Below are 24,384 nucleotides of genomic sequence, written 5' to 3'. Positions count from 1 at the left end.
CTACGCCTCGCCGGGCGCCGACGGCTCGTGGTCGACGCCCTTGCCCGCGATGTCGCCCGTGGTCTCGTACTCCGCGAGTTGCGCGATGCGGCGCACGTGCCGCTCGTCGCCCGAGAAGGGCTCGGCGATGAACGCGTCGATGTAGCGGATCGCCTCCTCGACGGTGTGCTGCCGGGCCCCGATGGAGATGACGTTGGCGTCGTTGTGCTGGCGGGCGAGGATCGCGGTGTCCATGCTCCACACCAGCGCGGCGCGGATGCCCTGCACCTTGTTGGCGGCGATCTGCTCGCCGTTGCCCGAGCCGCCGAACACGATGCCGAGGGTGCGCACCCCTGCGGCCTGGTCGCGGGCGACGGCCTGCGCCGCATTGATGCAGAACGCCGGGTAGTCGTCGAGCGGGTCGTACTCGGTGGGGCCGTGGTCGACGACGTCGTGACCGCCGTTGGTCAGGTGGTCGACGAGGGTGCGGCTGAACTCGAGGCCGGCGTGGTCGGTCGCGATGTGGATGCGCATGCGCCCAAGTCTAGGGATTCGGCACCCACCGGACGGCACGCCCGTGGGGCTGCGCCCAGGCCAGCTGCACGCCGTCGAGCGCGAGCACGAGGTCGGAGCTCTCGTTGGGCACGTCCTCGCGCACGCGGATGCCGGGCGTGACCGCGCGGGCCTCCACGGAGAGCCAGTGCCCGGGGAGCCGGCGGACGTGCTCGGCGAACCGCGCCCGGCCGGCCCCGTCGAGGTACATGAGCACCGCCGTGTGGAACACGACGAGGGTCGCTCCGTGGGGCACCTGCGCGGCGACCGCGTCGAGCTCGGCGTCGAGGTCGCCGGCGACGATGCGCGGCGGGTCGGCCGCGGCGATCGCGGCGGCGGCCCGCAGGCGTGCCCGCCGGTCGTCGTGCTCGGGCCAGATGAGCGCGTCGAGCCACGCGACGTCGTCGGGATGCCGCACGTCGAGCGGATTGAGGTCGATGCCGCCGCGCCACACGACCTCGGGGAGGCGGCCGGGCACCGGCACGGGCCCCTCCACGACGCAGTCGAGGACGACGGGACTCGGTCCGTCGGCCGGGTCGAGCCGCGGATGCCCCGAGTAGCGGTAGCTGTAGCGGTCGGGGTAGAGGCACAGCCCGGCCGACGTGCCCACCTCGAGCAGCGCGAGCGGTCCCTCGATCCCCGCGAGCGCGGGCACGTGCAGGGCGCTCCGGGCCGCCTCGTTCGTCTGCGTCGCGTGCGTGAGCGCCGTGGCCCGCACTTCCAGCCAGTGGCCGTGGAGCCAGTCGCGGAACAGGTGGTACGGACCCGCGGGCGCGCCCTGGTAGCGCGCCGCCGAGAACACGAGGTTCGGCTGGCGCTTCGGCGCCGGCAGTTCGTCGATGAGCGCGATCGTGGCGGGGTCGCCCGCGACCCCGAGCGCCCACGCCTCGTACGTGGCGGACATCCCGCGTGCCTCGACCTCGCCGAAGACCCGGTATCGCTCGGCGGTCGGCGCCGCGGCATCCGTGGACTTCATGCCGCCACCGTAGGGCGGCCGACCGAGCGGGTCAACGCGAGCCGAGCTCCCTGCCGTGTTCTGGGGGCGGCGTGCCGCGGCGGTCGGCAGTAGGCTCACGCGCAGCCCGGTCGGCCGGAACGGAGGTCGGATGCTGGTTGTGATCCTGAGCGTCGCACTGCTCGTCCTCGCGGTGGTGCTCTGCATCCTCTGGGGCGGCGAGCGGCTCGTCGAGCCCGCGTTGCCGGGGCCTGCGTGGGATGCCGCGGCCTCCACGCCGTCGGAATCCCGGCTCCGCCGCCATCTCGACGGGCTCCGCCTGTATGCCTGGTGGGTGACCGTGTTCCTCGTCGCGGGCACGGTGTCCAGCCTCCTCGTCACCGGGGCGGGCGGGCGGCTCGCCATGCGGCTGCTGGCACTGACCTCGCCAGAGGCGACGGGTCGCCTCACGGAGGCGCAGGCGACCGTCGGCGAGATCACGTTCGAGGGCACGATCGGCTACTTCGTCTTCGGCGCCCTGCCCTTCGCGTTCGCGTCGACCGCGTTCTACCTGCTCGCGGCCCCGTGGCTGCCGAAGGGGCGCCTCGCGGGACCGACCTTCGGCCTCGCCGCGTTCGTGATGGTGGCGCCGTTCATCGACCCGCTCCGGTCCGACAACGTGGACTTCGACATCGTGGGGCCGGGCTGGCTGTCGGTGCTCGTGTTCGCCGCCCTGTCCGTCGTGCAGGGCGCGTTCCTGGCGGCCTTCGCGGGTCGCCTCAGCCGGAGCCTGCCGCTCATGACGCAGCGGAACCGGCCCGACACCGTGCTGCCGCTGCTGCTCGGTGTCGTGCTCTTCCCGCTGGGCGCGATCCTCGCGATCGGTGCGCTCGCGACCTTCGCCCTCCCCCGGCTGCTGCCGTGGTTCCTCGCGGTGCGCGCCTCGCGGGCGGGCGTGATCGTCGGTCGCGTGCTGCTGGTGCTCGCGGTCGTCGCCGCACTGCCCGCGTTCGCGGCATCCGTCGTCTCGATCTGGAGCCGCTGACGGGGCCGTTGCGACGTCGGGGCCGACCTGAGGGCGGGCTGGGGCGCTCACCGCACGCGGGGCTAGGCTGGGACACGTTGCCTGCGGCCACGAGCCGCGAAGACTGCGAAGGAGCGCACGTGCCCGGAGAGAACCTCACCCGCATCGAAGCCGAGGAGCGCGCGGCGCTCGTCACGGTCCACGACTACGACGTCGTGCTCGACGTGACGACCGGCCCCGACGTGTTCCGCTCGACGACCACCGTGCGGTTCGACGCGCGCGCCGGAGCGTCGACGTTCATCGACGCGATCACGGCGGAGGTGCACTCGGTGACCCTGAACGGCGTGGCGCTCGACCCCGCAGCGGTGAGCGACGGCGTCCGCATCCAGCTGCCCGACCTCGCCGACGAGAACGAGCTCGTCGTGGTGGCCGACGGCCGCTACATGCACACCGGCGAGGGCCTGCACCGCTTCGTCGACCCGGTCGACGGCGAGGCCTACCTCTACACGCAGTTCGAGGTGCCCGACTCGCGCCGCATGTTCGCCGTGTTCGAGCAGCCCGACCTGAAGGCCGCGTTCCGGTTCACCGTGACCGCGCCGGCGCACTGGGAGGTCGTGTCGAACTCCCCCACGCCCGAGCCGGTCGACGCGCACGAGGGTGCGAAGACCTGGGCGTTCGAGCCGACGCCGCGCATCTCGAGCTACATCACCGCGCTCATCGCGGGCCCCTACGCGGTCGTGCGCGACGAGCTGACCTCGGCCGACGGCCGCGTCATCCCCCTGGGCGTGTTCAGCCGCAAGAGCCTCTCGCAGTACCTCGACGCCGACTACATCTTCGAGAAGACGAAGCAGGGATTCGCCTACTTCGAGTCGAAGTTCGACGTGCCCTACCCCTTCGCGAAGTACGACCAGCTCTTCGTGCCCGAGTACAACGCGGGCGCCATGGAGAACGCGGGCGCGGTGACGTTCACCGAGTTCTACGTGTTCCGGTCGAAGGTGACGGATGCCGTGCGCGAGCGCCGCGTCGTCACGATCCTGCACGAGCTCGCCCACATGTGGTTCGGCGACCTCGTGACCATGAAGTGGTGGAACGACCTCTGGCTCAACGAGTCGTTCGCCGAGTGGGCGTCGACCATCGCCACCGCCGAGGCCACCGAGTGGACCGAGGCGTGGACGACGTTCAACTCGATGGAGAAGAACTGGGCCTACCGCCAGGACCAGCTCCCGTCGACCCACCCCGTGGTCGCCACCATCAACGACCTCGAGGACGTGCAGGTCAACTTCGACGGCATCACCTACGCCAAGGGCGGCTCGGTGCTGAAGCAGCTCGTCGCCTGGGTGGGCGTCGAGGCGTTCTTCGCCGGCGTCTCGGCGTACTTCAAGAAGCACGGCTGGGGCAACACGACCCTCGCCGACCTGCTCGCCGAGCTCGAGGTCTCGAGCGGCCGCGACCTCTCCGACTGGTCCGGCCAGTGGCTCGAGACCGCGGGCGTGAACACGCTGCGTCCCGAGATCCAGACGGATGACGCGGGCGTGATCACGTCGTTCGCGGTGCTGCAGTCGGCGGTCGCCGACCACCCCACCATCCGCCCGCACCGCCTCGCGATCGGGTTCTACAACCTGCACGACGGCAAGCTCGTGCGCGACCACCGCGTGGAGCTCGACGTCGACGGCGAGCGCACCGAGGTCGCCGAGCTCGTGGGCCTCGCCCGTCCCGACCTCGTGCTCCTCAACGACGACGACCTCGCCTACGCGAAGATCCGCCTCGACGAGGCGTCGCACGGCGTCGCCCTCGCGAACCTCTCCGAGATCGAGGACCCGCTGGCCCGGGCCCTCGTGTGGAGCTCGGTGTGGGATGCCACGCGCGACGCCGAGACCCGGGCGAGCGACTACCTCGCACTCGTGCTCGGCAACATCGCCAGCGAGACGGAGTCGACGACGCTGCGCATCGTGCTCGCGAACTCGATCCTCGCGGCGAGCGGCTACACGACGCCCGAGCGACGCGCCGACGCACGCCGTGCCCTCGCCGACGGGTTCTGGCGCCTCGCGCAGGAGGCCGAGCCGGGCAGCGACGCGCAGTTCCAGTTCGTCATGAACTTCGCCGCGATCGCGGAGGCCGGGTCGCATGTCGACCAGCTCGTCGCGCTCTACGACGGCTCGCTCGAGCTCGAGGGCCTCGAGATCGACACCGACCTCGGCTGGGAGCTGCTCATCGCGCTCGTGGCGTCGGGTCGCGCCGGCGACGCCGAGATCGACGAGCGCCTCGCCTCCGACAACACGGCGACCGGCCAGCAGTCGGCCGCGCACGCCCGCGCCGCGATCCAGACGCCCGAGGGCAAGGAGCGCGCCTGGGCGTCGCTCATCGACGTCGACACCGCCACGAACACCGTGGTGCGCGAGACGGCCGAGGGCTTCCTCCGCGCGGGCGACCCCGCCCTGCTCGAGGCCTTCGTCGAGCGGTACTTCGCGATGCTCGAGGACGTGTGGGACAAGCGCAGCTACGCGATCGCCGAGAAGCTCGTCGACGGCCTCTACCCGTCGCCTCTCGCGAACCGCGCCCTCGCCGACGCGAGCCGCACCTGGCTCGACACGCACCCCGACGTCCCCGCGCTGCGCCGCCTCGTGGTGGAGCGGCTCGCCGGGGTCGACCGGGCGCTCGCCGCGCAGGAGCGCGACGCGCAGGACGCGTAGTCGCGGCATCCGCCGGCACCGCCGCACGACCCGAACCGACCCGAACACGCACGAACGCACGACGGAGGCACTCATGCCACGGCCCGACCTGACCCGCGACGAAGCCGAGGCCCGTGCCTCCGTCGTCGCCGCACCCGCCTACGAGGTCGACCTCGACCTCACGGGCGACGGCGAGACGTTCCGCTCGACCACGGTGGTGCGCTTCCGCGCCGAGCCGGGCGCCGACACGTTCATCGAGTCGACGACCCTCGAGGTGCACGAACTCGAGCTGAACGGGCGGGCGCTCGATCCGGCGGCCGCGAGCGACGGCTTCCGCATCCGGCTCGACGGCCTCGAGGCCGAGAACGAGCTGCGCGTCGTCTCGACGCGGGAGTACACGAACACCGGTGAGGGCCTCCACCGGTTCGTCGACCCCGTCGACGACGCCGTGTACCTCTACACGGAGTTCGCGGTCGCCGAGGCGAACCGGGTGTACGCGGTGTTCGACCAGCCCGACCTGAAGGCCTCGGTACGGTTCACGATCACCGCGCCCGCCGGCTGGCAGGTGCTGAGCAACGCGCCGACGCCCGAGCCCGTCGCGGACGCCGACGGGGCCGGCGCGACGTGGTCGTTCGAGACCGGCCCGGTGATCTCGAGCTACATCGTGGCGATCGTCGCGGGGCCGTACGCGGCCTGGCGCGGATCAGCGCGCAGCGTCGACGGACGCGACGTGCCGCTCGGCCTGTTCACGCGCGCGTCGCTCGCGCAGTACGCCGAGCCCGACGTGATGTTCGGGACCGTGCAGGCGGGCCTCGCGTTCTACGAGGCGGCCTTCGGCGTGCCCTACCCGTACGGCAAGTACGACCAGATCTTCGTGCCCGAGTACAACTGGGGCGCGATGGAGAACGTCGGCGCGGTCACGTTCAACGAGAGCTACCTGTTCCGGTCCCGCGTCTCGGACGCGCGGCGCGAGCAGCGCGCGATCGTCGTCCTGCACGAGCTCAGCCACATGTGGTTCGGCAACTCGGTGACCATGCGGTGGTGGAACGACCTCTGGCTGAACGAGTCGTTCGCCACCTGGGCGTCGACGCTCGCCACGTCGCGGGTCACCGAGTTCACGGGCGTCTGGGCCACGTTCGCGAGCGACGAGAAGACGCACGCCGCCGAGCAGGACCAGCTGCCCTCGACGCACCCGATCGTCGCCGAGATCCGCGACCTCGCCGACGTCGAGGTGAACTTCGACGCGATCACCTACGACAAGGGCGCCTCGGTCCTCAAGCAGCTCGTCGCGTGGGTCGGCCTCGACGCGTTCCAGCGCGGCGTCGGCGCCTACCTGCGCGCCAACGCGGGCGGCAACGCCACGCTGCGCGACCTGCTCGACGAGCTCGAGCGGGCGAGCGGCCGCGAGCTCACCCGGTGGTCGCAGCTCTGGCTCGAGACCGCGGGCGTGAACTCGCTGCGAGTCGTGGTCGAGACGGATGCCGCGGGCCTGATCACCTCGGCACGCGTCGAGCAGTCCGCCGCGCCCGACTACCCGACCCTCCGCCCGCACCGCGTCGCGCTCGGCTGCTACTCGAGCGACGAGCGCGGACGCCTCGTGCGCACCGACCGGGTGGAGCTCGACATCGACGGCGCGTCGACCGACGTGCCCAAGCTCGTCGGCCTGCCGCGCCCCGAGCTGCTGCTCGTGAACGACGAGGACCTCACCTACGCGAAGGTGCGGCTCGACGCGACCTCGTTCGACACCGCCGTGCGCCGGCTGTCGGAGCTCGCCGACCCGGTGGCCCGCGCCGTCGTGCTCGGCTCCGCTTGGGACGCGGTGCGCGACGCCGAGCTGCCGGCGAGCGACTATGTGCGGCTCGTGCTCGCGGCGATCGGCCACGAGACGCAGTCGGCCGCACGCGGCCTGGCGCTGGCGCGTCTCGAGGTCGCGCTCAGCCGCTACCTCGCCGACGACCACCGCGAGCAGCTCGCCTCCGAGACCGGCGACGCCGTCTGGGCGCTCGGCGAGCTCGCCGAGCCCGGCTCCGACGCCCAGCTCCAGCTCGTGAAGGCGTTCACGCGCATCGCCTCGACGCAGGCGCATGCCGACGTGCTCGGGAGCCTCCTCGACGGCTCGATCCGGCTCGACGGGCTCGAGGTCGACCTCGACCTGCGCTGGGAGCTCGTGATCGCCCGTGCGACGCTCGGCGCGGCATCCGACGAGGAGATCGACGGCGCGCTGGCGCACGACGACACTGCGAAGGGACGCCAGCTCGGCGAGACCGCCCGGGCGGCCCGACCCGACCCGGTCGGGAAGGACATCGCCTGGCACCGCGTCGCGACCGACGAGAGCCTCTCGAACGACCTCGCGCGCGCGATCGCCGAGGGCTGGCGCCGCACGACCCAGCCCGAGTTGCTCGCGCCCACGGTGTCCGAGTACTTCGAGACCCTGCAGCGCACCTGGGCCGACCGCAGCTTCACCATGGCCTCCCTCGTGGTGTCGCGGCTGTACCCCGCGCCGCTCGTCGATGACGAGCTCGCGGCGCTGACCCGCGCCTGGCTGGCCGCGAACCCCGAGCCCGCGCCGCTGCACCGGCTCGTCTCCGAACAGCTCGACGAGCTCGACCGGGCGCTCGCCGCGCGTGCCCGCGACGCCGTCGCGCTCTCGGGCGCCGTCCAGTAGCCCCTCGATAGACTCGCTCAGATGTTCCTGGCAGAAGAACCGACCGTCCCGCCCATCGACGAGACGCTGAACGGGGACTTCTGGGCGGACATCGCCCAGTTCTGGGCCGACAACTGGGGCATCATCGTCGGCAAGCTGGTCTCGATCGCGGTCATCATCGCGATCGCGTTCCTGATCCGCTGGATCCTGCACTTCGTCATCGACCGCGTCGTCAACCGCATCGTCACGGGCGTCAAGAGGAAGCAGGACGTCACCGACACGCAGGCGCTGCAGGCCTCGCCGCTCGCCGCCGTGCGCGTCGTGCAGCGAACCCGAACGCTCGGCACCGTGCTGCGGAACGTCGTGAACGTGACGCTGTTCATCATCGTGACGCTCATGATCGTGAACGTGATCGACACGTCGATCCTCGGGTCGTTCGCGCTCCTGTCGGCCGCGATCGGCGCCGGTCTGGGCTTCGGCGCGCAGAACATCGTGAAGGACGTGCTGAACGGCCTGTTCATGGTCGTCGAGGACCAGCTCGGCGTCGGCGACGTCGTCGACCTCGGACCCGCGACGGGCATCGTCGAGGAGGTGCAGATCCGCATCACCAAGGTCCGCGACGTGAACGGCACCCTCTGGTTCGTGCGCAACGGCGAGATCCTGCGCGTCGGCAACATGTCGCAGGGCTGGGCGCGCGTCATCCTCGACCTCGCGGTGCCCTACGACGCCGATGTCGAGGCCGTCGAGGCCGAGATGCTGCGCACCGCCGTCGACATGTCGCAGTCGGGCAAGTGGCGCTCGCGCATCCTCGAGAAGCCCGAGATCTGGGGCCTCGAGTCGATCTCCGACGACGCGATGGTCATCCGCATCGTCATGAAGGTGCGCACGTCGTCCAAGGACGACGTGGCGCGCGAGCTGCGCACCCGACTCAAGCATTCGCTCGACGCCATGGACGTGCGGCTGCCGAGCCTCTCGAGCGTCGTGCTGTCGGGCTTCGAGGGTGCAACCCGAGTGAAGGGCGCGAAGCCGCCGAAGACCGGACCGACCGTCGTCGCCGGCGGCGCGGGCTCGGGCGTCGCGACCAAGGTGAAGACCCCCAAGGCGCCGCGCGCCCCGAAGCCGCCGACCATGCCGAACCCCCCGAGCAGCGGAGACACGCCGTGACCGACCAGACCACGCCCGCGGCATCCGGGCCCCCGCAGCCGGCCAACGTGCCGCTGCGCGGCAGCGAGCACGGCGCCGCGCTCGGCCCGTCGTTCTACGAGACCGTCGGCGGACGCGCGACGTTCGAGAAGCTCGTGAACGAGTTCTACCGCGGCGTCGCCGACGACCCGGTGCTGCGCCCGATGTATCCCGAGGAGGACCTCGGGCCCGCGGCCGAGCGGCTCACGATGTTCCTCGAGCAGTACTGGGGCGGTCCGGGCACCTACAGCGAGCAGCGCGGCCATCCCCGGCTGCGGATGCGGCACCTGCCGTTCAAGGTCAATCCCGACGCCCGCGATCGTTGGCTCTCCCACATGCGCGCCGCGGTCGACTCGCTCGACCTGCCGCCGCTCGCGGAGGAGACCTTGTGGGACTACCTGCAGCGCGCGGCCTTCGCGATGGTCAATACGTTCGAGGAGTGACACGGCGCGACCGCGTTTCGCCGTGCGGGCAGTAGCATCGCCACGGCGGCACCCTCACCGCCGACGCCGCCCCGCGGCATCCGCCGCACCGCCCGCGACGCCCGCCGCCGCATCGATCGGCACCCGCCGCACCACCGAGACGAAGGAGTCCCACGTGGCCGCCACCCCAGCATCCCGCCCCGAGCCCGACGCGATCATCATCGGCGCGGGCCTCTCCGGCCTCGTCGCGGCCGCCGAGCTCGTCGACGCCGGCAAGCGCGTCGTGATCGTCGAGCAGGAGCCCGAGGCGAGCCTGGGCGGGCAGGCGCACTGGTCGTTCGGCGGGCTCTTCCTCGTGGACTCCCCCGAGCAGCGTCGCATGGGCGTGAAGGACTCGCTCGAGCTCGCCCGCCAGGACTGGGACGGCACCGCCGGCTTCGACCGCGACACCGACGAGTGGGGCCGCAAGTGGGCCGAGGCGTACCTCGAGTTCGCCGCCGGCGAGAAGCGCAGCTGGCTGCACGAGAAGGGCGTGCGGTTCTTCCCCGTCGTCGGCTGGGCCGAGCGCGGCGGGTACAACGCGATCGGGCACGGCAACTCGGTGCCGCGGTTCCACATCACCTGGGGCACCGGCCCCGGCGTGCTCGCCCCGTTCATCGCGCGCGTACAGGCGGGGTCCGCCGCCGGCCTCGTCGAGCTGCACCACCGCCACCGGGTCGACGAGCTCGTCGTCGAGGACGGCGCGGTCGTCGGCGTGCGCGGCGCCGTGCTCGCACCGGATGCCGCGGGGCGCGGGGAGCCGAGCAACCGCGACGTCGTCGACGACTTCGAGTTCCGCGCGCCCGCGGTGGTCGTCGCATCCGGCGGCATCGGCGGCAACCACGACCTCGTGCGCGAATACTGGCCCGAGCGCATGGGCGCCGCACCAGAGGAGCTCCTCTCGGGCGTGCCCGCGCACGTCGACGGGCGCATGCTGCCCATCGCCGAGCAGGCCGGCGCCCGGCTCGTGAACCGCGACCGCATGTGGCACTACACCGAGGGCATCACGAACTGGGACCCGATCTGGCCGTCGCACGGCATCCGCATCCTGCCCGGCCCGTCGTCGCTCTGGTTCGATGCGGAGGGGCGGCGGCTCCCCGTGCCGCTGTTCCCCGGCTTCGACACCCTCGGCACGCTCGAGCACATCGTCTCGACCGGCTACGCGCACTCCTGGTTCGTGCTCACGCAGAAGATCATCGAGAAGGAGTTCGCCCTCTCGGGCAGCGAGCAGAACCCCGACCTCACCGGCAAGGACCTGAGGCTCCTCGCCGAGCGGATCGGCTCGGGCGCCCCGGGCCCCGTCGAGGCGTTCAAGCAGCACGGCGTCGACTTCGTCGTGGCCGACACGCTGCCCGAGCTCTTCGAGGGCATGCGCGCCCTCTCCCCCGAGGCGACCATCGACACCGAGAACATCGAGCGCGAGATCGTGGCGCGCGACCGGGAGCTCGACAACGAGTTCTCGAAGGACCTGCAGCTCACGGCGGTGCGCGGCGCCCGCAGGTACCGCGGCGACAAGCTCATCCGCGTCGCGACGCCTCACCGCATCCTCGACCCCAAGGCCGGACCGCTCATCGCGGTCAAGCTGCACCTGCTCACGCGCAAGAGCCTCGGCGGCATCCAGACCGACCTCGACTCGCGCGCGCTCGCACCCGACGGGTCGGTGCTGCCCGGCCTCTACGCGGTGGGCGAGGCAGCCGGCTTCGGCGGCGGCGGGGTGCACGGCTACCGAGCGCTCGAGGGCACGTTCCTGGGCGGATGCCTCTTCACCGGCCGCGCGGCCGGGCGGTCGATCGCCCGCGGCTGACCCGGGCCGGCACGTGGACCCAGGCGGCTACGCCTTCAGCGTCCAGGCCTTGCGACGCACGAGCACGTGACCCCGTCGCGTGGTGAGGCGCGTCCACGGGCCGGTCTCGAACAGGCGCACCGGGTCATCGCCGAGGAAGCCGAGGCTGAATGCCGCGAACGCGGCGCCCGTCGGCACGTACTCGAGTCCGTCGATGCCGCGGCCCCAGATCTCCGAGCGCACGCGCTGCACGAGCTGCTCGCCGGTGCCGGTCGGGATGGCGGCGGCGACCTCGTCGATGCCCGCCCGTGCGGCGGACTCGAGCGCCGCGGCATCCGCCTCGCCCAGCGCCCGCCAACCGCCCCGCGGCGGCGAGATGCCCGCCCAGGTGACCGTGTTGACCTCGGGTGGCCGGGTCATCGAGACGAACCGCGACTCGTCGTCGTCGGGGAGCTGCGCCTTCGCGCGCTCGATGCGCTCGACCATCGACCGCATCGGGACGACGATGTCGAAGTCCTCGGTGTCGACCAGTTCGAAGGTGCGGAGCCCGAGCACCGTCGGGCTCTCGTCGAGGATGCCGCGTGGGTAGAGGATCGCCGTGTAGACGGCGAGGATGCCGTTGCCCGCGATCAACCGGACCGAGCCGTCCTCGACGCGCCCGGCGCGCTGCAGGTACGTGTGCAGGTCGCCGAGCGCGAGGCTGTCTGCGAGCGTCAGTTGCTGGACCATCTGCTCCTAAACTACCAAGGGAGCGCCGCCGCCCCGGCGGGCCGCGCTTCCACCGGGTCGCGGCCCAGCCCCACCGACACGGAGGAACGATGAACGGTCCCATCGACGGCCTGCTGAGCACGCTGCACCTCACCGACACGGGCGCTCGCACGACCGAGGACATCTTCACCGGGCCGTCGCAGTGGATGCCGCTCGGGCGCGTCTTCGGCGGGCAGGTGCTCGCGCAGTCGATCGTGGCGGCCATGCACACCGTGCCCGCCGATCGGCAGATCCACTCGATGCACGGCTACTTCCTCCGCCCGGGCGACGTGCAGCACCCCATCACCTTCTCCGTCGACCGCATCCACGACGGGCGCTCGTTCTCGACGCGCCGCACCCAGGCGTTCCAGCACGGCGAGCCGATCCTGTCGCTCATCGCGTCGTTCCAGACCCACGACGAGGGCGTCGAGCACCAGGTGGAGATGCCCGACGACCTGCCCGATCCCGAGACGCTGCCGTCGACCGCCGACGTGCTCGGCCACCTCGACCACGACGTCGCGCGGTACTGGTCGAGCGAGCGGGCCTTCGACGTGCGGCACATCCCGTCGCCCGTCTACCTCCGCGTCGACGGCGAGCGCGTGCCGCGGCAGGCCGTGTGGATGAAGGCGTTCGGCCGCCTGCCCGATGACCCGAAGATGCACCGGGCGGCGCTCGCGTACGCGAGCGACTACTCGATCCTCGAGCCCGTGCTGCGCGCCCACGGAGTCGCATGGGCGACCCCGGGGCTGAAGGTCGCGAGCCTCGACCACGCGATGTGGTGGCACCGCGACGCCCGAGCCGACGAGTGGCTCCTGTACGTGCAGGAGTCCCCCTCGGCGAGCGGCGGCCGCGGCCTGTCGCTCGGGCGCATCTACACGCGCGACGGCGTGCTCGTGGCGAGCGTGGCGCAGGAGGGCATGGTCCGCGTCCCGCATCCCGAGGCCGACGAGTGAACCGATCGCGCCTCGCCCTCGTTGTCTCGACACGGTGTCCGAACGGGATCGTGTCGGCCGGGTTCCATTCGTCTGGATGAATCCTGTGGGTTGCCGCGCTCCGGCCACCGTCGACCCCAGAATGGGGCCATGGCGCGCACACGGCGCGAGCGATGGCGAACGCAAGGAGCTCAGGCGATGATGGATCCCACGGACCTCACGAGGCGCACGATGCTGACGCTCGGGTCGGTCGGCGCGGTCGGCGGTGCGCTCACGCTCGCCGGTTGCACGACGGATGCCCCTGAGGGCTCCTCGTCACCCACGGCGTCGCCGTCGCCCACCCTCACGGAGGAGCCCCAGGCCGACCCGTCGGCGGCACCCGACGCACCGCCAGTGGGTGAGGACGTCGCCGCCCTGGCCGACGTCCCCGTCGGCGGCAGCATCGACGCCACGATCAACGGCCAGCCGGCGCTCATCGCGCAGCCGGCGGCCGGCCAGGTGGTCGCGTTCAGCGCTGTCTGCACGCACCAGCAGTGCGTGGTCGCCGCCGCGGGCTCGGAGTTCGACTGCCCCTGCCACGGCTCGAAGTTCGATGCCGCGACGGGCGACGTGATCAACGGGCCGGCGCTCGCGGCCCTCTCGCCGATCGCGGTGTCGGTGTCGGGCGACCGCATCGTGGCGACTGCCTGAGCGGCGACCATGGATTACATCGTCGACGACCTCCCGCTGCACGTGCTGCTCGTGCATGCGGTCATCGTGCTGGTGCCGCTCGTCGGGCTCGCCCTCATCGTGATCGCCGCGTGGCCGGCGGCGCGTCGCGTGCTGTGGCTGCCCGTCCTCATCGCGGCCGTGCTGCTCGTCCCGCTCGGTCTCGTGACGATCGAGGCGGGCAAGTGGCTGCAGGCGCGTGTTCCTGCGGCACCGCTCATCGAGGCGCACACGAGCATCGGCGAGTCCATCGTGCCGTGGCTGTGGGCGCTGCTCGGCGTCGCGGTGCTCGTGTCCGCGTGGGCCGTGATCGAGCTGCTCGCCGCGCGACGTTCGACGGGCACGGAGGAACGGCGTCCGTCCCGCGGGCTGCGCATCGCCGTGAACTCGGTGCTCACGGTCGCCGCGCTGGCCGTGACCGCGGGCGCCGGGTGGACCGTCTTCCAGATCGGCGAATCGGGCAGCCGTGCCGTGTGGGAGGGCTCGTTCAGCGACGAGCCGCTCGAGCAGTGACCCGCCTCAGCGGCGCCGGAACGTGATGGGCTCGCCCAGGTAGGGCTCCCACGCCGCGCGCTCGCGATCGTCGATGCGGCGGGGTCGCTCGGTGGCGGCGTCGACGAGCACGATCGTCGTGACCGCGCGCGTGTACAGCACGCGCGGCTCGATGCCCTCGGGCGAGTACACCTCGTAGCAGACGTCGAGGCTTGCGCCGCCCATGTGGCCGATCCACAGCTCGATGTCGACGGGCTGGCGCTGGTACGGGATCGGCGCGAGGTACTCGACCTCCTGGCGCGCGATCAGCGTGATCGTGGTCGCCCCGGGCGTCGCGTCGAGCACCGCGGTGGACGCGCCGACCGCATGCTCGGACGTGTCGTCGCTCACCCAGAACGCCTGGATGCGAGCCTCCTCGAGGAGGCTCAGCATCCGGGCGTTGTTCACGTGGCCGTAGGCATCGAGGTCGCTCCAGCGGAGCGGCGTCGGCACGTGCAGGCGCATGTCAGTCCCTCGTGAGCTTGCGGTACGTCGAGCGGTGGGGCTTCGCGGCCTCGGGGCCGAGACGCTCGACCTTGTTCGCCTCGTAGGCCTCGAAGTTGCCCTCGAACCAGTACCAGTTGTCGGGGTCGTCGTCGGTGCCCTCGTAGGCGAGGATGTGCGTCGCGATGCGGTCGAGGAACCACCGGTCGTGCGTGATGACCACCGCACAGCCCGGGAACTCGAGGAGCGCGTTCTCGAGGCTCGACAGCGTCTCGACGTCGAGGTCGTTGGTCGGCTCGTCGAGCAGCAGCAGGTTGCCGCCCTGCTTGAGCGTGAGCGCGAGGTTCAGGCGGTTGCGTTCACCGCCCGAGAGCACGCCGGCCTTCTTCTGCTGGTCGGGGCCCTTGAAGCCGAACGTGGAGACGTACGCGCGGCTCGGCACCTCGGTCTTGCCGACCTGGATGTAGTCGAGCCCGTCGGAGACGACCTCCCAGAGCGACTTGTTGGGGTCGATGCCGCCGCGCGACTGGTCGACGTACGAGATCTTCACGGTCTCGCCGACCTTGAGGTGGCCGCCGTCGAGCGGCTCGAGGCCCACGATCGTCTTGAAGAGCGTCGTCTTGCCGACGCCGTTCGGGCCGATGATGCCCACGATGCCGTTGCGCGGGAGCGAGAAGCTCAGGTCGTCGATGAGGGACCGGTCGCCGAAGCCCTTCTCGAGCTTCTTCGCCTCGAGCACGACGTCGCCGAGGCGCGGGCCCGGCGGGATCTGGATCTCCTCGAAATCGAGCTTCCGCGTGCGCTCGGCCTCCGCCGCCATCTCCTCATAGCGGGCGAGGCGCGCCTTCGACTTCGCCTGGCGGCCCTTCGCGTTGGAGCGGACCCACTCGAGCTCGTCCTTGAGGCGCTTCTGGAGCTTCTGGTCCTTCTTGCCCTGCACCTGGAGGCGCTCGGCCTTCTTCTCGAGATAGGTCGAGTAGTTGCCCTCGTAGGGGTAGAGGCGACCGCGGTCGACCTCGCAGATCCACTCGGCGACGTGGTCGAGGAAGTACCGGTCGTGCGTGACGGCGAGCACGGCGCCGGGGTACTTCGCCAGGTGCTGCTCGAGCCAGAGCACGCTCTCGGCGTCGAGGTGGTTGGTGGGCTCGTCGAGCAGGAGCAGGTCGGGCTTCTGCAGCAGCAGCTTGCAGAGCGCGACGCGGCGCTTCTCACCGCCCGAGAGCACGGAGACGGGACTGTCGCCCGGTGGGCAGCGCAGGGCGTCCATCGCCTGGTCGAGCTGCGAATCGAGGTCCCACGCGTCGGCCGCGTCGATGTCCTCCTGCAGCGTGCCCATCTCGGCGAGGAGCTTGTCGAAGTCCGCGTCGGGGTCGGCCATCGCCGCCGAGATCTCGTTGAACCGGTCGAGCTTCGCCTTGATCGGGCCGACGCCCTCCTGCACGTTCTCGAGCACGGTCTTCGACTCGTCGAGCACCGGCTCCTGCATGAGGATGCCCACGGAGTAGCCGGGGGTGAGCCGGGCTTCGCCGTTGGACGGGTGGTCGAGCCCCGCCATGATCTTGAGGATCGTGGACTTGCCGGCCCCGTTCGGGCCGACGACGCCGATCTTGGCTCCGGGGAGGAACGCCATCGTGACGTCATCGAGAATGACCTTGTCGCCGACCGCCTTGCGGGCGCGCACCATCGAGTAAATGTAATCCGCCACCGAGAACCTCACGTCTTGAGTCGCATACGATCGTGGCCCGTACGCGCACTTCAGCGTCCCAGCCTACCGGGCTGCGAGACCAGCTTCTGCCGACGTCGTCGCGTTCGATGCTCGGGACGGTTCGGTTCTCGGCGCACGAGATCGACGAGCTCCACGCCATCAGCGACCGCTATCCGGACGTCGCATGATCCCTCACCCGGCGGGTGTCGAGTGGTGGCTCTCACGGCGAGTGAAGATTCCGCTCGGTCGCCTACCAGTCGATGGGGCGTGTCTCGCCCACGAGACACCCGCCGCTGCCGAGGGCGGGTCGCACGGCGCTGTGGTATCCGCCGGATGCCGGGCCGTACTGCCCGACCAGGCACTCGCCCTGGAACAGCACCGCGAACTGCACGGAGTCGGCCGCGAGATCGACGGTCGTGCGATCGGCCGTGACCTGCATCTGCGCCCTGTCGAAGCCCGCCGCGGCGAGCGCGTCGATGAAGTCGCGCCCACCCGCCTGGCCGTTCGCCGAGATCACGTCGAGGTTGACCGCGTCGAAGAACGCGAGGTTCTCGGCGGCCGACAGCTGGGGGCTGAGGGTCGCCGGCGCCGTCGGAGCGGGCGGATCCGTTTCGACCGGGTCGACCGTCGGGCCCGCCTCCACGCTCGGCGTCCCTTTCGAGTCGCGAGCTGGACCTCCGGATGCGCATGCGGACGCCCCCACGGCGAGCGCGACGCACGCCAGCGTGAGGAGCGCGACCGTTCCGACGCGCCCGTTCATCGCTCCCCTGTTCCGGCGGTGCGACCGCCCGAGTCGTTCCGGCGGCCGCGACCGCCCGAGCCGAGTCTAGGTGCTGCTGCCGGCCGGTCGGCGTCGTCGACGAGGCCGCGAGCTCAGAACACGGGTTCGAGCCGCGGGCGGTCCTCCCGAGCGCCGTCGACCTCGTCGCCGTCTTCGTCGCCGAAGTCCTCGGTGAGCCCGTCGGTGGCGGGATCCGACCCATCCTCGACGTCGGCCGCGACCTGCTGCTCGACGCCGGGCCACGCGTTCGACTCCCCCGACTCGCCCGGCCCGCCGGTGGCGGTCGCCTGCCCGCCCTCGCCCGCCCCCTCGCGGCGAACCTTCGTCAGCACCGTGGTGCCCCACGCGAGGTCGTGCCCGATCGAGTCGGCCTCGATCTCGACCGCGATGCCCGACTTCTCGCCGTTCTCCCACGCCCGGACGCGGAGTCGCCCCTGCACGACCACCCGGTCGCCCTTGTGCACGGAGGCCATGGCGTTGCTCGCGAGCTGGCGGAAGCCGGAGACCGTGTACCAGTTGGTCTCGCCGTCCTCCCAGGTGCCCTTGGCGCGGTCGAAGTAGCGCCGCGTGGATGCGAGCCGGAACGAGGCGATCGCGAGTCCCTGCGTCGTCACGTGGAGGCGGGGGTCGCTGCCCACGACGCCCGTGACGGTGATGCTGTCGGTCATGATGTGCTCCTCGGGTCGACGCCGCCGCGTATCGGCGGCTCGCGGCATCCGGAGCTGCTCGTGCCGGATCAGGCCCCGGATGCCGCGTCGCACCAGCATCGCCGCGCCGTCGCCACGGCGGCGGGCGACGAAGCGCCCCCGTGCGGAGCATCCGTCACGGGGGCGATGTCGAGGACGAGTCGTGCGGCGAGCACGTCGCCAGTGGCGCGCGCCGTCAGGCGAGCACGTAGTCGGCGTACGAGCGCCGGATCTTGTTCACCTTGGGCAGGGCGACGGCGAGGCAGTAGCCCTGGCCCGGGTTCTTGGCGAAGAAGTCCTGGTGGTACTCCTCGGCGCGGAAGTAGTCGCCGAGCGGCTCGATCGTGGTGACGATCTCGCCCGGCCACCAGTCGGCGGCTCGGTCACGCGCCGCCTCGAACAGCTCGCGCTGCGCGTCGTCGGCGAAGAACATCGCCGACCGGTACTGCGTGCCGACGTCGGCGCCCTGGCGGTTGAGCTGGGTCGGGTCGTGCAGCGAGAAGAAGACGTCGAGGATCACCTCGCGCGGGATGACGTCGGGGTCGAAGTCGACGCGCACGGCCTCGGCGTGGCCCGTCGCTCCGGTGCAGACGGCCTCGTAGCTCGGGTTCGGCGTCACGCCGCCGGTGTACCCCGAGACGACCTCGTCGACGCCCTTCAGTGTGCGGTAGACGGCGTCGAGGCACCAGAAGCAGCCACCCGCCAGAACGTAGCTTTCCATCGCCATAGAGTAACGGGATGACCTTCGTCGCCATTCCGGAACGCTACGACCGCATGCGCTACAACCGCGTCGGGAGGAGCGGGCTCAAGCTCCCCGCGCTGTCCCTGGGCCTCTGGCACAATTTCGGCCACGACCGGCCGTGGGACACGCAGCGCGCGATCGTGCGCCGCGCGTTCGACCTCGGCATCACGCACTTCGACCTGGCGAACAACTACGGGCCGCCCGCGGGCAGCGCCGAGGAGAACTTCGGCCGCATCCTCGCCGGCGACCTCGCCCCCTACCGCGACGAGCTCGTGGTCTCGTCGAAGGCCGGCTACGACATGTGGCCGGGCCCCTACGGCGACTTCGGCTCGCGCAAGTACCTGCTGTCGTCGCTCGACCAGAGCCTCGGCCGGCTCGGCCTCGACTACGTCGACATCTTCTACTCGCACCGTCCCGACTCAGAGACGCCGATCGAGGAGACGATGGGCGCTCTCGCGCACGCGGTGCGGCAGGGCAAGGCGCTGTACGTGGGCATCTCGAACTACGACCCCGAGCAGACCCGTGCGGCCGCCGCCGCGCTCGAGGCCGAGGGCGTGCCGCTGCTCATCCACCAGCCGCGCTACTCGATGTTCGACCGGCACATCGAGGACGGCCTGTTCCCGGTGCTCGAGGACGTCGGCGCGGCCAGCATCGTCTTCTCGCCGCTCGCGCAGGGCCTGCTCACCGACCGCTACCTGTCGGGCGAGGTGCCCGCCGACTCCCGCGCGGCGACGAGTCGGTTCCTCTCGGCCGAGAAGATCAGCGACGACTACCTCGAGCGCATCCGCGGCATCGACGCGATCGCGAAGGAGCGCGGCCAGAGCATCGCGCAGCTCGCGCTGTCGTGGGTGCTCCGCGAGCCGCTCGTCGCGAGCGCGCTGATCGGCGCATCGAGCGTCGCGCAGCTCGAGCAGAACGTGGCGGCCCTCGACGCCGCGCCGCTCACCGAGGACGAGATCGCGCGCCTCGAGCCGCTCGCGGCGAACGGCACCGTGCTCGGCTGACACGCGGCGCGCCTGCCCGGAACGCGGCGTCGGAGGTGATCCTCCGGCGCCGCGCGGCATGTCGGGGCGGCCTTACGCGATGCGATCCGCGGATGTCGGTGGTCGAACGTATCTTCGAATCACACGCAGGGCCGGCTGCACGACGAGAGGAGCGCCATGTCCGCCACCGTTCTCACCGCACCCGTCACCACCGACCCCGTGCCCGCCGTCGGCGCGCTGGCGCGATCGGGCGGCACGCCGGTCGTCCACGATCGAGCGGATGCCGCGCCGCCCGCCCCGCGCGGCCTGTCGATCGTCACCGCGGCGCCCGGGCTCTGGCGGGTGGCGCTGATCGGCGGCCCGGTGCTCGGGCACATCGAGCTGCGCGAACGCGACGGCGAGGAGCGCTTCGTCGCGCGGCGCCTCCTCCGCGGCGGCCTGCGCTCGATCGAGCTCGGCGAGTTCTGGTCGCCCACCGATGCCGCGGAGTGCTTCCGCTGATCGGTGGCGGGCGGGCGTGATCCGGGCGCGCCGCGCCGCCTCGGTGGCGCCGGCCACCGCCGCGGGTAGCCTGCGCTCATGCAGTGGTGGAACGACCTCATCTCCTGGCTCACCTCGAGCGCCGCACGACCCACGGTCTACGCCGGCATCGTGCTCTTCGTCGCGGTGCTCCTCGCGGGCCTGCTCGCGTCGTGGATCGCGTCGATGGCCATCCGGCGGGTCGTCGCCCAGCGCGACCGCGAGGCGAAGAACGCCGCGGTCGCGGCGCTCGTCGACGCGGCCACCGAGGCGTCGGTGTGGAACTCCCTCACGCCTCAAGAGCAGGTGCTCGCCGATCGGGCGGTCGGGCAGGCCGACATCCTCGTACGACTCCTCCCGATCAAGGGTGCGGATGTCGCCGCCAACTGGGCGTCCCACCAGCTCCACGAACTGAAGCGAGCGTCCGCGACGTTCGGCTACCAGCTCGACCCCGCGGTCGTGGAGTTCCGCGATCGCATGCTCGAGTGGCAGAAGCGCCCGTCCCGCACCCGCCGGCAGTTCCAGAACGACCTCGTGCGCTGGCGCTCGCAGCGCCAGGAGCCCGAGCAGGCGGCCGTCGAGGCGCAGGACACCTGGGTCGCCGGCCAGCACCACGAGCGCTACCAGTCCGCGGCATCCATCGACCCCGAGGTTCGCACCGACACCGCGCCGACGCCGACGCTCGACGACGCGCGAGCCTGAGCGGGGGCGTCCGACGAACGACCGAGGGCCCGACCGCATCGGCGGTCGGGCCCTCGTCGTCGCCCATCGGGATGCGTCCGCTCAGATCCACCAGTCGTCGAACATCGACACCGGCACGGCCCGCTTGTGCCGCGTCTGCAGGAAGCGCTGCTCGATGCGCTCGGCGATCTCGGGGTCGATGTCGTGGCCCTCGAGGAACGCGTCGATGTCGTGGTACTTCAGCCCGAGGTTCGCCTCGTCGGACTGACCCGGATCGTGGTCGAGCAGGTCGGCGGTCGGCACCTTCAGGTGGATGTCCTCCGGTGCCTCGAGGAATTCGAGCAGGGCCCGACCCTGGCGCTTGGTGAGGCCGGTGAGCGGCAGGATGTCGGCGCCGCCGTCGCCGTACTTCGTGAAGAAGCCGGTGACCGCCTCAGCGGCGTGGTCGGTGCCCACGACGAGCAGGCGACCCTCGCCGGCGATCGCGTACTGGGCGATCATGCGCATGCGGGCCTTCACGTTGCCCTTGCCGAAGTCGCTGAGCGCCGTGCCCACGCCCTCGCCGTACTCCTCGGCGAGCTCGTCGACGCTCTCCTTGATGTTGAACACGACCGTCTCCTGCGGCCGGATGTACGCGAGCGCGACCTGCGCGTCGGCCTCGTCGCGCTGCACGCCGTAGGGCAGGCGGACGGCGATGAACCGGGCGGGATCGCCCTCCTCCACGAGCTCCTCGACGGCCTTGCGGCAGAGCATTCCGGCGAGGGTCGAGTCCTGTCCGCCGCTGATGCCGAGCACGAAGCCCGCTGCACCCGACGTGCGCAGGTAGGCCTTCAGGAAGTCGATCCGAGCGCGCACCTGCTCGGCGGGGTCGATGACCGGACTGACATTGAGTTCTTCGATGATTCTCGCCTGCACGTCGCGCATCCCTCGACGATACAACCGCCGTGTTTCCGGGGCGATACGGCCGGCACGCGGCATCCGTCGCCCTGATGCGCAGCACGGCCACCGCCAGTAGCATCGCGACAGGGGCGACCGACGAGGGACCTGGGGGCGGACATGGCAGTCGACTACTCGCTGGGAACGCTGGTCCTCATCCCGACGATCGCGGTGATCGCGCCGCTCCTCGTCCGCGGGCTGGGCCGCTGGGTGACGATCCCGCTCGTCGTGTTCGAGATCGTCCTCGGGCTGCTCTTCGGACCCGCCGTGCTCGGCTGGATCCAACCCGGTCCCTTCGCGCAGGCGTTCTCGGACTTCGGGCTCGCGATGCTGTTCTTCCTCGCGGGCAGCGAGATCGACTTCCGCGCCATCCGTGGCCGGCCCATCGGTCGCGCCGCGATCGGCTGGATCGTCTCCCTCGCTGCCGGCTTCGGCATCGCCGTGCTCTTCGCGCCCAACCTCGGGGCGGCGGCCTTCATCGGCATCGCGCTGACCTCGACGGCCCTCGGCACGATCATGCCCGTGCTCCGCGATTCGGGCGACCTGCGCACGCCGTTCGGCGTCGCCGTGATCGCGCTCGGCGCCATCGGCGAGTTCGGCCCGCTGCTGGCCATCTCGCTCTTCCTCAGCGGCCGTTCGCCCCTCGTGGCGACCCTCGTGCTGGTGGGCTTCGCCGTCGTGGCGGCCGCGGGCATCTGGCTGGCCACGCGCGACGTGCGGCACCGGGTGCACCGCGTCATCACGGCCACCCTGCACACGAGCGGCCAGTTCGGCGTGCGCCTCGTGGTGCTCGTGATCATGGCGCTCGTCACGCTCAGCCTCGCGCTCGACCTCGACATGCTCCTCGGGGCGTTCACGGCCGGCGTCATCTACCGCCTGCTGCTGTCGGGCGCTCCGAAGCACGACATCGAGATGATGGAGAGCAAGGTCGAGGCCCTCGGCTACGGGTTCTTCGTGCCGATCTTCTTCATCTTCACGGGCGTCACGTTCGATCTCGACGCGCTGCTCGCCGATCCGCGCACGCTCGCGCTCGTGCCGATCTTCCTCGTGCTCCTGCTCGTCGTGCGCGGGCTGCCATCGCTCATCGTGGCGCCCGTGGGTTCGAGCGTGCGCGACCGAGCTGCCATCGGACTGTTCGGGGCCACTGGCCTGCCGATCATCGTCGCGGTGACGGCCATCGGCGTCGAGGCGGGCGACCTCGCGAGCGGCACCGCCTCGGCGCTCGTCGGCGCCGGCATGCTCTCGGTGCTGCTGTTCCCGCTCATCGCGCTCGCGCTGCGCAGGCGAACGCCGGATGCCGCGCCCCGGCCGCGCGAGGACGACGCCTTCGTGCCCACCGAGGGGTGATCCAGCACCGCCCGGTATGCTGGCGTGGCCGGCCCCCGTAGCTCAGCGGATAGAGCAGCAGCCTTCTAATCTGTCGGTCGCAGGTTCGATTCCTGCCGGGGGCACCGTCACGCCGAGGCGTCGTAGCGCAGGTCCGCCCGCTCACGCGGTCGGTGCCGAGCCGCGAAGTCGCGCTCGTTCGGCGCCCAGACGTCGTCCCACACGGTGACATCCGCGTCGCCCCGCCGCAGGTCGCGGGCGCGGCCGCGCTCGGTGGCCGTGTCGAGGTCGACGTCGACCCAGATGCGCACGTCGAGGAGGCCGTCGAGCTCGTGGTGGAACAGGCCCACCGCGTCGACCACGAGCACGGATGCCGCAGGCAACGGCTCCGCGGGCCCCAGCGTGCCGGTCGCCCAGTCGAGCCGGCGGAACGTGCCCGGCCGTCCGGCCCGGAACGGCTCGAGCACCTCCGCCCGGAGACGCGTGCGATCGAACGCAGCCCAGTCGGCCGATCGCTCGCGCGTGAGCTCGGGATGGAGGAAGTCGTCACCGCGGATGCGCACGCTTCCGGGCACCTCGTCGAGCAGGCGACGGGCGAGCGTCGACTTGCCCGCGCCGCCGTAGCCCGAGACGCCCACGACGATTCGGGGCGACCGCGACGTCGCCGACCGGATCGCCTCGAGCACCTCGTCGAACGTCGCCACCCGGCCAGCCTATGGGCGCCGCGTCGAAGGGCCGTCACGGTACCGGCGTCGACGGTCGGCTGTCCGACGCCCCCGGTAGACTCGCCGCATGGCAACCTCGAGTGACCGACTGGTCTGGATCGACTGCGAGATGACCGGCCTCGACCTCGAGGTCGACGAGCTGGTCGAGATCGCCGTCGTGATCACGGACTACGACCTCAACCCCGTCGACGCCGGGCTCAGCATCGTGATCAAGCCCGACGCGAGCGCGCTCGAGAACATGGGCGAGTTCGTCCGGGCCATGCACACCGAGTCGGGCCTCATCGAGGAGATCCCCAACGGCGTGAGCGTCGCCGAGGCCGAGTACGAGGTGCTCGAATACGTGCTGAAGCACGTCCCCGAAGAGCAGCGGGCTCCCCTGGCCGGCAACTCGATCGGCACCGACCGCGGGTTCATCGCGAAGTACATGCCGCGGCTCGACTCGCACCTGCACTACCGCAACGTCGACGTGTCCTCGATCAAGGAGCTTGCGAAGCGCTGGTTCCCCCGCGCCTACTTCAACTCCCCCGCCAAGAACGGCGGCCACCGCGCGCTCGCCGACATCCTCGAGTCGATCCGCGAACTGCACTACTACCGTCGCGCCATCTTCGTCGCCGATCCCGGGCCGTCGAGCCAGGAGCTGCAGACGCTCGCCGCCGCCGTGGTGGACGAGTTCGAGGCGAAGGTGTAGTAGTCTCTTACAGTTGCCTCGA

Annotated in this window: 24 protein-coding genes and 1 tRNA gene; 15 read left to right on the top strand and 10 right to left on the bottom strand. The window is 71.4% G+C overall.

What is annotated here, in order from left to right; all coding sequences use genetic code 11:
• Both FYC51_RS16240 and FYC51_RS16235 read right to left on the bottom strand, forming a co-directional pair.
• On the bottom strand, nt 1-513 hold the full coding sequence (locus FYC51_RS16240) for a ribose-5-phosphate isomerase (protein WP_148734811.1): 513 nt from the start codon (nt 511-513) through the stop codon (nt 1-3).
• 10 nt (nt 514-523) lie between these two features.
• On the bottom strand, nt 524-1,507 hold the full coding sequence (locus FYC51_RS16235; RefSeq protein WP_148734810.1) for a DUF2332 domain-containing protein: 984 nt from the start codon (nt 1,505-1,507) through the stop codon (nt 524-526).
• A gap of 130 nt (nt 1,508-1,637) precedes the next feature.
• Here FYC51_RS16235 and FYC51_RS16230 point away from each other — a divergent pair, with 130 nt between their 5' ends.
• The 6 genes from FYC51_RS16230 (at nt 1,638) to FYC51_RS16205 (ending at nt 11,249) form a co-directional block, all read left to right on the top strand.
• Nucleotides 1,638-2,510, top strand: coding sequence for a hypothetical protein (locus FYC51_RS16230; RefSeq protein ID WP_148734809.1), 873 nt, complete (start codon nt 1,638-1,640; stop codon nt 2,508-2,510).
• Between the two features lie 119 nt (nt 2,511-2,629).
• On the top strand, nt 2,630-5,179 hold the full coding sequence (pepN, locus tag FYC51_RS16225; RefSeq protein ID WP_148734808.1) for an aminopeptidase N: 2,550 nt from the start codon (nt 2,630-2,632) through the stop codon (nt 5,177-5,179).
• A gap of 73 nt (nt 5,180-5,252) precedes the next feature.
• Nucleotides 5,253-7,823: an aminopeptidase N gene (gene pepN / locus FYC51_RS16220; RefSeq protein ID WP_148734807.1), complete on the top strand. Its 2,571-nt coding sequence runs from the start codon at nt 5,253-5,255 to the stop codon at nt 7,821-7,823.
• 21 nt (nt 7,824-7,844) lie between these two features.
• Nucleotides 7,845-8,966, top strand: a complete 1,122-nt coding sequence (locus tag FYC51_RS16215; RefSeq protein ID WP_148734806.1) for a mechanosensitive ion channel family protein — start codon at nt 7,845-7,847, stop codon at nt 8,964-8,966.
• Nucleotides 8,967-9,019: 53 nt separating this feature from the next.
• Nucleotides 9,020-9,427, top strand: coding sequence for a globin (locus tag FYC51_RS16210; protein ID WP_148735368.1), 408 nt, complete (start codon nt 9,020-9,022; stop codon nt 9,425-9,427).
• A 154-nt stretch (nt 9,428-9,581) separates the two neighbouring features.
• On the top strand, nt 9,582-11,249 hold the full coding sequence (locus FYC51_RS16205; RefSeq protein WP_148734805.1) for an FAD-binding dehydrogenase: 1,668 nt from the start codon (nt 9,582-9,584) through the stop codon (nt 11,247-11,249).
• 27 nt (nt 11,250-11,276) lie between these two features.
• On the opposite strand, the gene FYC51_RS16200 is transcribed toward FYC51_RS16205, so the two are convergent.
• On the bottom strand, nt 11,277-11,957 hold the full coding sequence (locus FYC51_RS16200) for a DUF8185 domain-containing protein (protein WP_148734804.1): 681 nt from the start codon (nt 11,955-11,957) through the stop codon (nt 11,277-11,279).
• 89 nt (nt 11,958-12,046) lie between these two features.
• On the opposite strand from FYC51_RS16200, the gene FYC51_RS16195 reads away from it, so the two are divergent.
• From FYC51_RS16195 to FYC51_RS16185, 3 genes are all read left to right on the top strand, one after another.
• The gene (locus FYC51_RS16195; protein ID WP_148734803.1) at nt 12,047-12,928 is read left to right on the top strand and encodes an acyl-CoA thioesterase; all 882 of its coding nucleotides are present in this window, start codon (nt 12,047-12,049) and stop codon (nt 12,926-12,928) included.
• A gap of 177 nt (nt 12,929-13,105) precedes the next feature.
• Nucleotides 13,106-13,597 carry a Rieske (2Fe-2S) protein gene (locus FYC51_RS16190; RefSeq protein ID WP_148734802.1) on the top strand — a complete coding sequence of 164 codons (492 nt, stop codon included), beginning with the start codon at nt 13,106-13,108 and terminating at the stop codon, nt 13,595-13,597.
• A gap of 9 nt (nt 13,598-13,606) precedes the next feature.
• Nucleotides 13,607-14,128 carry a DUF2231 domain-containing protein gene (locus tag FYC51_RS16185; protein WP_148734801.1) on the top strand — a complete coding sequence of 174 codons (522 nt, stop codon included), beginning with the start codon at nt 13,607-13,609 and terminating at the stop codon, nt 14,126-14,128.
• A 6-nt stretch (nt 14,129-14,134) separates the two neighbouring features.
• Here FYC51_RS16185 and FYC51_RS16180 read toward each other — a convergent pair whose 3' ends face one another.
• The 5 genes from FYC51_RS16180 to msrA form a co-directional block, all read right to left on the bottom strand.
• Nucleotides 14,135-14,611: an acyl-CoA thioesterase gene (locus tag FYC51_RS16180; RefSeq protein WP_148734800.1), complete on the bottom strand. Its 477-nt coding sequence runs from the start codon at nt 14,609-14,611 to the stop codon at nt 14,135-14,137.
• Nucleotide 14,612: 1 nt separating this feature from the next.
• The gene (gene ettA / locus FYC51_RS16175; protein WP_148734799.1) at nt 14,613-16,295 is read right to left on the bottom strand and encodes an energy-dependent translational throttle protein EttA; all 1,683 of its coding nucleotides are present in this window, start codon (nt 16,293-16,295) and stop codon (nt 14,613-14,615) included.
• A 250-nt stretch (nt 16,296-16,545) separates the two neighbouring features.
• Nucleotides 16,546-16,938 carry a DUF6993 domain-containing protein gene (locus tag FYC51_RS16170; protein ID WP_148734798.1) on the bottom strand — a complete coding sequence of 131 codons (393 nt, stop codon included), beginning with the start codon at nt 16,936-16,938 and terminating at the stop codon, nt 16,546-16,548.
• Between the two features lie 230 nt (nt 16,939-17,168).
• Complete coding sequence (gene ssb / locus FYC51_RS16165; RefSeq protein ID WP_148734797.1) at nt 17,169-17,744, bottom strand: single-stranded DNA-binding protein; 576 nt, start codon at nt 17,742-17,744, stop codon at nt 17,169-17,171.
• Nucleotides 17,745-17,958: 214 nt separating this feature from the next.
• On the bottom strand, nt 17,959-18,483 hold the full coding sequence (msrA, locus tag FYC51_RS16160; protein ID WP_148734796.1) for a peptide-methionine (S)-S-oxide reductase MsrA: 525 nt from the start codon (nt 18,481-18,483) through the stop codon (nt 17,959-17,961).
• 17 nt (nt 18,484-18,500) lie between these two features.
• Here msrA and FYC51_RS16155 point away from each other — a divergent pair, with 17 nt between their 5' ends.
• The 3 genes from FYC51_RS16155 (at nt 18,501) to FYC51_RS16145 (ending at nt 20,708) form a co-directional block, all read left to right on the top strand.
• A complete protein-coding gene (locus tag FYC51_RS16155; protein WP_148734795.1) occupies nt 18,501-19,508 on the top strand; it encodes an aldo/keto reductase in 1,008 nt (335 codons plus the stop codon).
• A 156-nt stretch (nt 19,509-19,664) separates the two neighbouring features.
• Entirely contained in the window at nt 19,665-19,988 is a 324-nt protein-coding gene (locus tag FYC51_RS16150; protein ID WP_148734794.1) for a hypothetical protein, read from the top strand.
• 78 nt (nt 19,989-20,066) lie between these two features.
• Nucleotides 20,067-20,708: a hypothetical protein gene (locus FYC51_RS16145; RefSeq protein ID WP_148734793.1), complete on the top strand. Its 642-nt coding sequence runs from the start codon at nt 20,067-20,069 to the stop codon at nt 20,706-20,708.
• Between the two features lie 81 nt (nt 20,709-20,789).
• Here the strand turns inward: FYC51_RS16145 and nadE are convergent, their stop codons facing one another.
• The gene (gene nadE, locus FYC51_RS16140) at nt 20,790-21,611 is read right to left on the bottom strand and encodes an ammonia-dependent NAD(+) synthetase (RefSeq protein ID WP_148734792.1); all 822 of its coding nucleotides are present in this window, start codon (nt 21,609-21,611) and stop codon (nt 20,790-20,792) included.
• Nucleotides 21,612-21,743: 132 nt separating this feature from the next.
• On the opposite strand from nadE, the gene FYC51_RS16135 reads away from it, so the two are divergent.
• Both FYC51_RS16135 and FYC51_RS16130 read left to right on the top strand, forming a co-directional pair.
• On the top strand, nt 21,744-22,970 hold the full coding sequence (locus FYC51_RS16135; protein ID WP_148734791.1) for a cation:proton antiporter: 1,227 nt from the start codon (nt 21,744-21,746) through the stop codon (nt 22,968-22,970).
• A 31-nt stretch (nt 22,971-23,001) separates the two neighbouring features.
• Nucleotides 23,002-23,074 (top strand) — tRNA-Arg (locus tag FYC51_RS16130).
• Between the two features lie 3 nt (nt 23,075-23,077).
• Here FYC51_RS16130 and FYC51_RS16125 read toward each other — a convergent pair.
• Nucleotides 23,078-23,653, bottom strand: a complete 576-nt coding sequence (locus FYC51_RS16125; RefSeq protein WP_238476424.1) for a uridine kinase family protein — start codon at nt 23,651-23,653, stop codon at nt 23,078-23,080.
• 88 nt (nt 23,654-23,741) lie between these two features.
• Here FYC51_RS16125 and orn point away from each other — a divergent pair, with 88 nt between their 5' ends.
• Nucleotides 23,742-24,362, top strand: a complete 621-nt coding sequence (orn, locus tag FYC51_RS16120; RefSeq protein ID WP_148734790.1) for an oligoribonuclease — start codon at nt 23,742-23,744, stop codon at nt 24,360-24,362.
• Nucleotides 24,363-24,384: the final 22 nt, after the last annotated feature.

Origin of the sequence: Agromyces mariniharenae, from assembly GCF_008122505.1 — a bacterium.
Taxonomy (GTDB): Bacteria; Actinomycetota; Actinomycetes; order Actinomycetales; family Microbacteriaceae; genus Agromyces; species Agromyces mariniharenae.
Note: the sequence above shows the minus strand (reverse complement) of the source record. Positions and strands in the feature narration are given on the sequence as shown.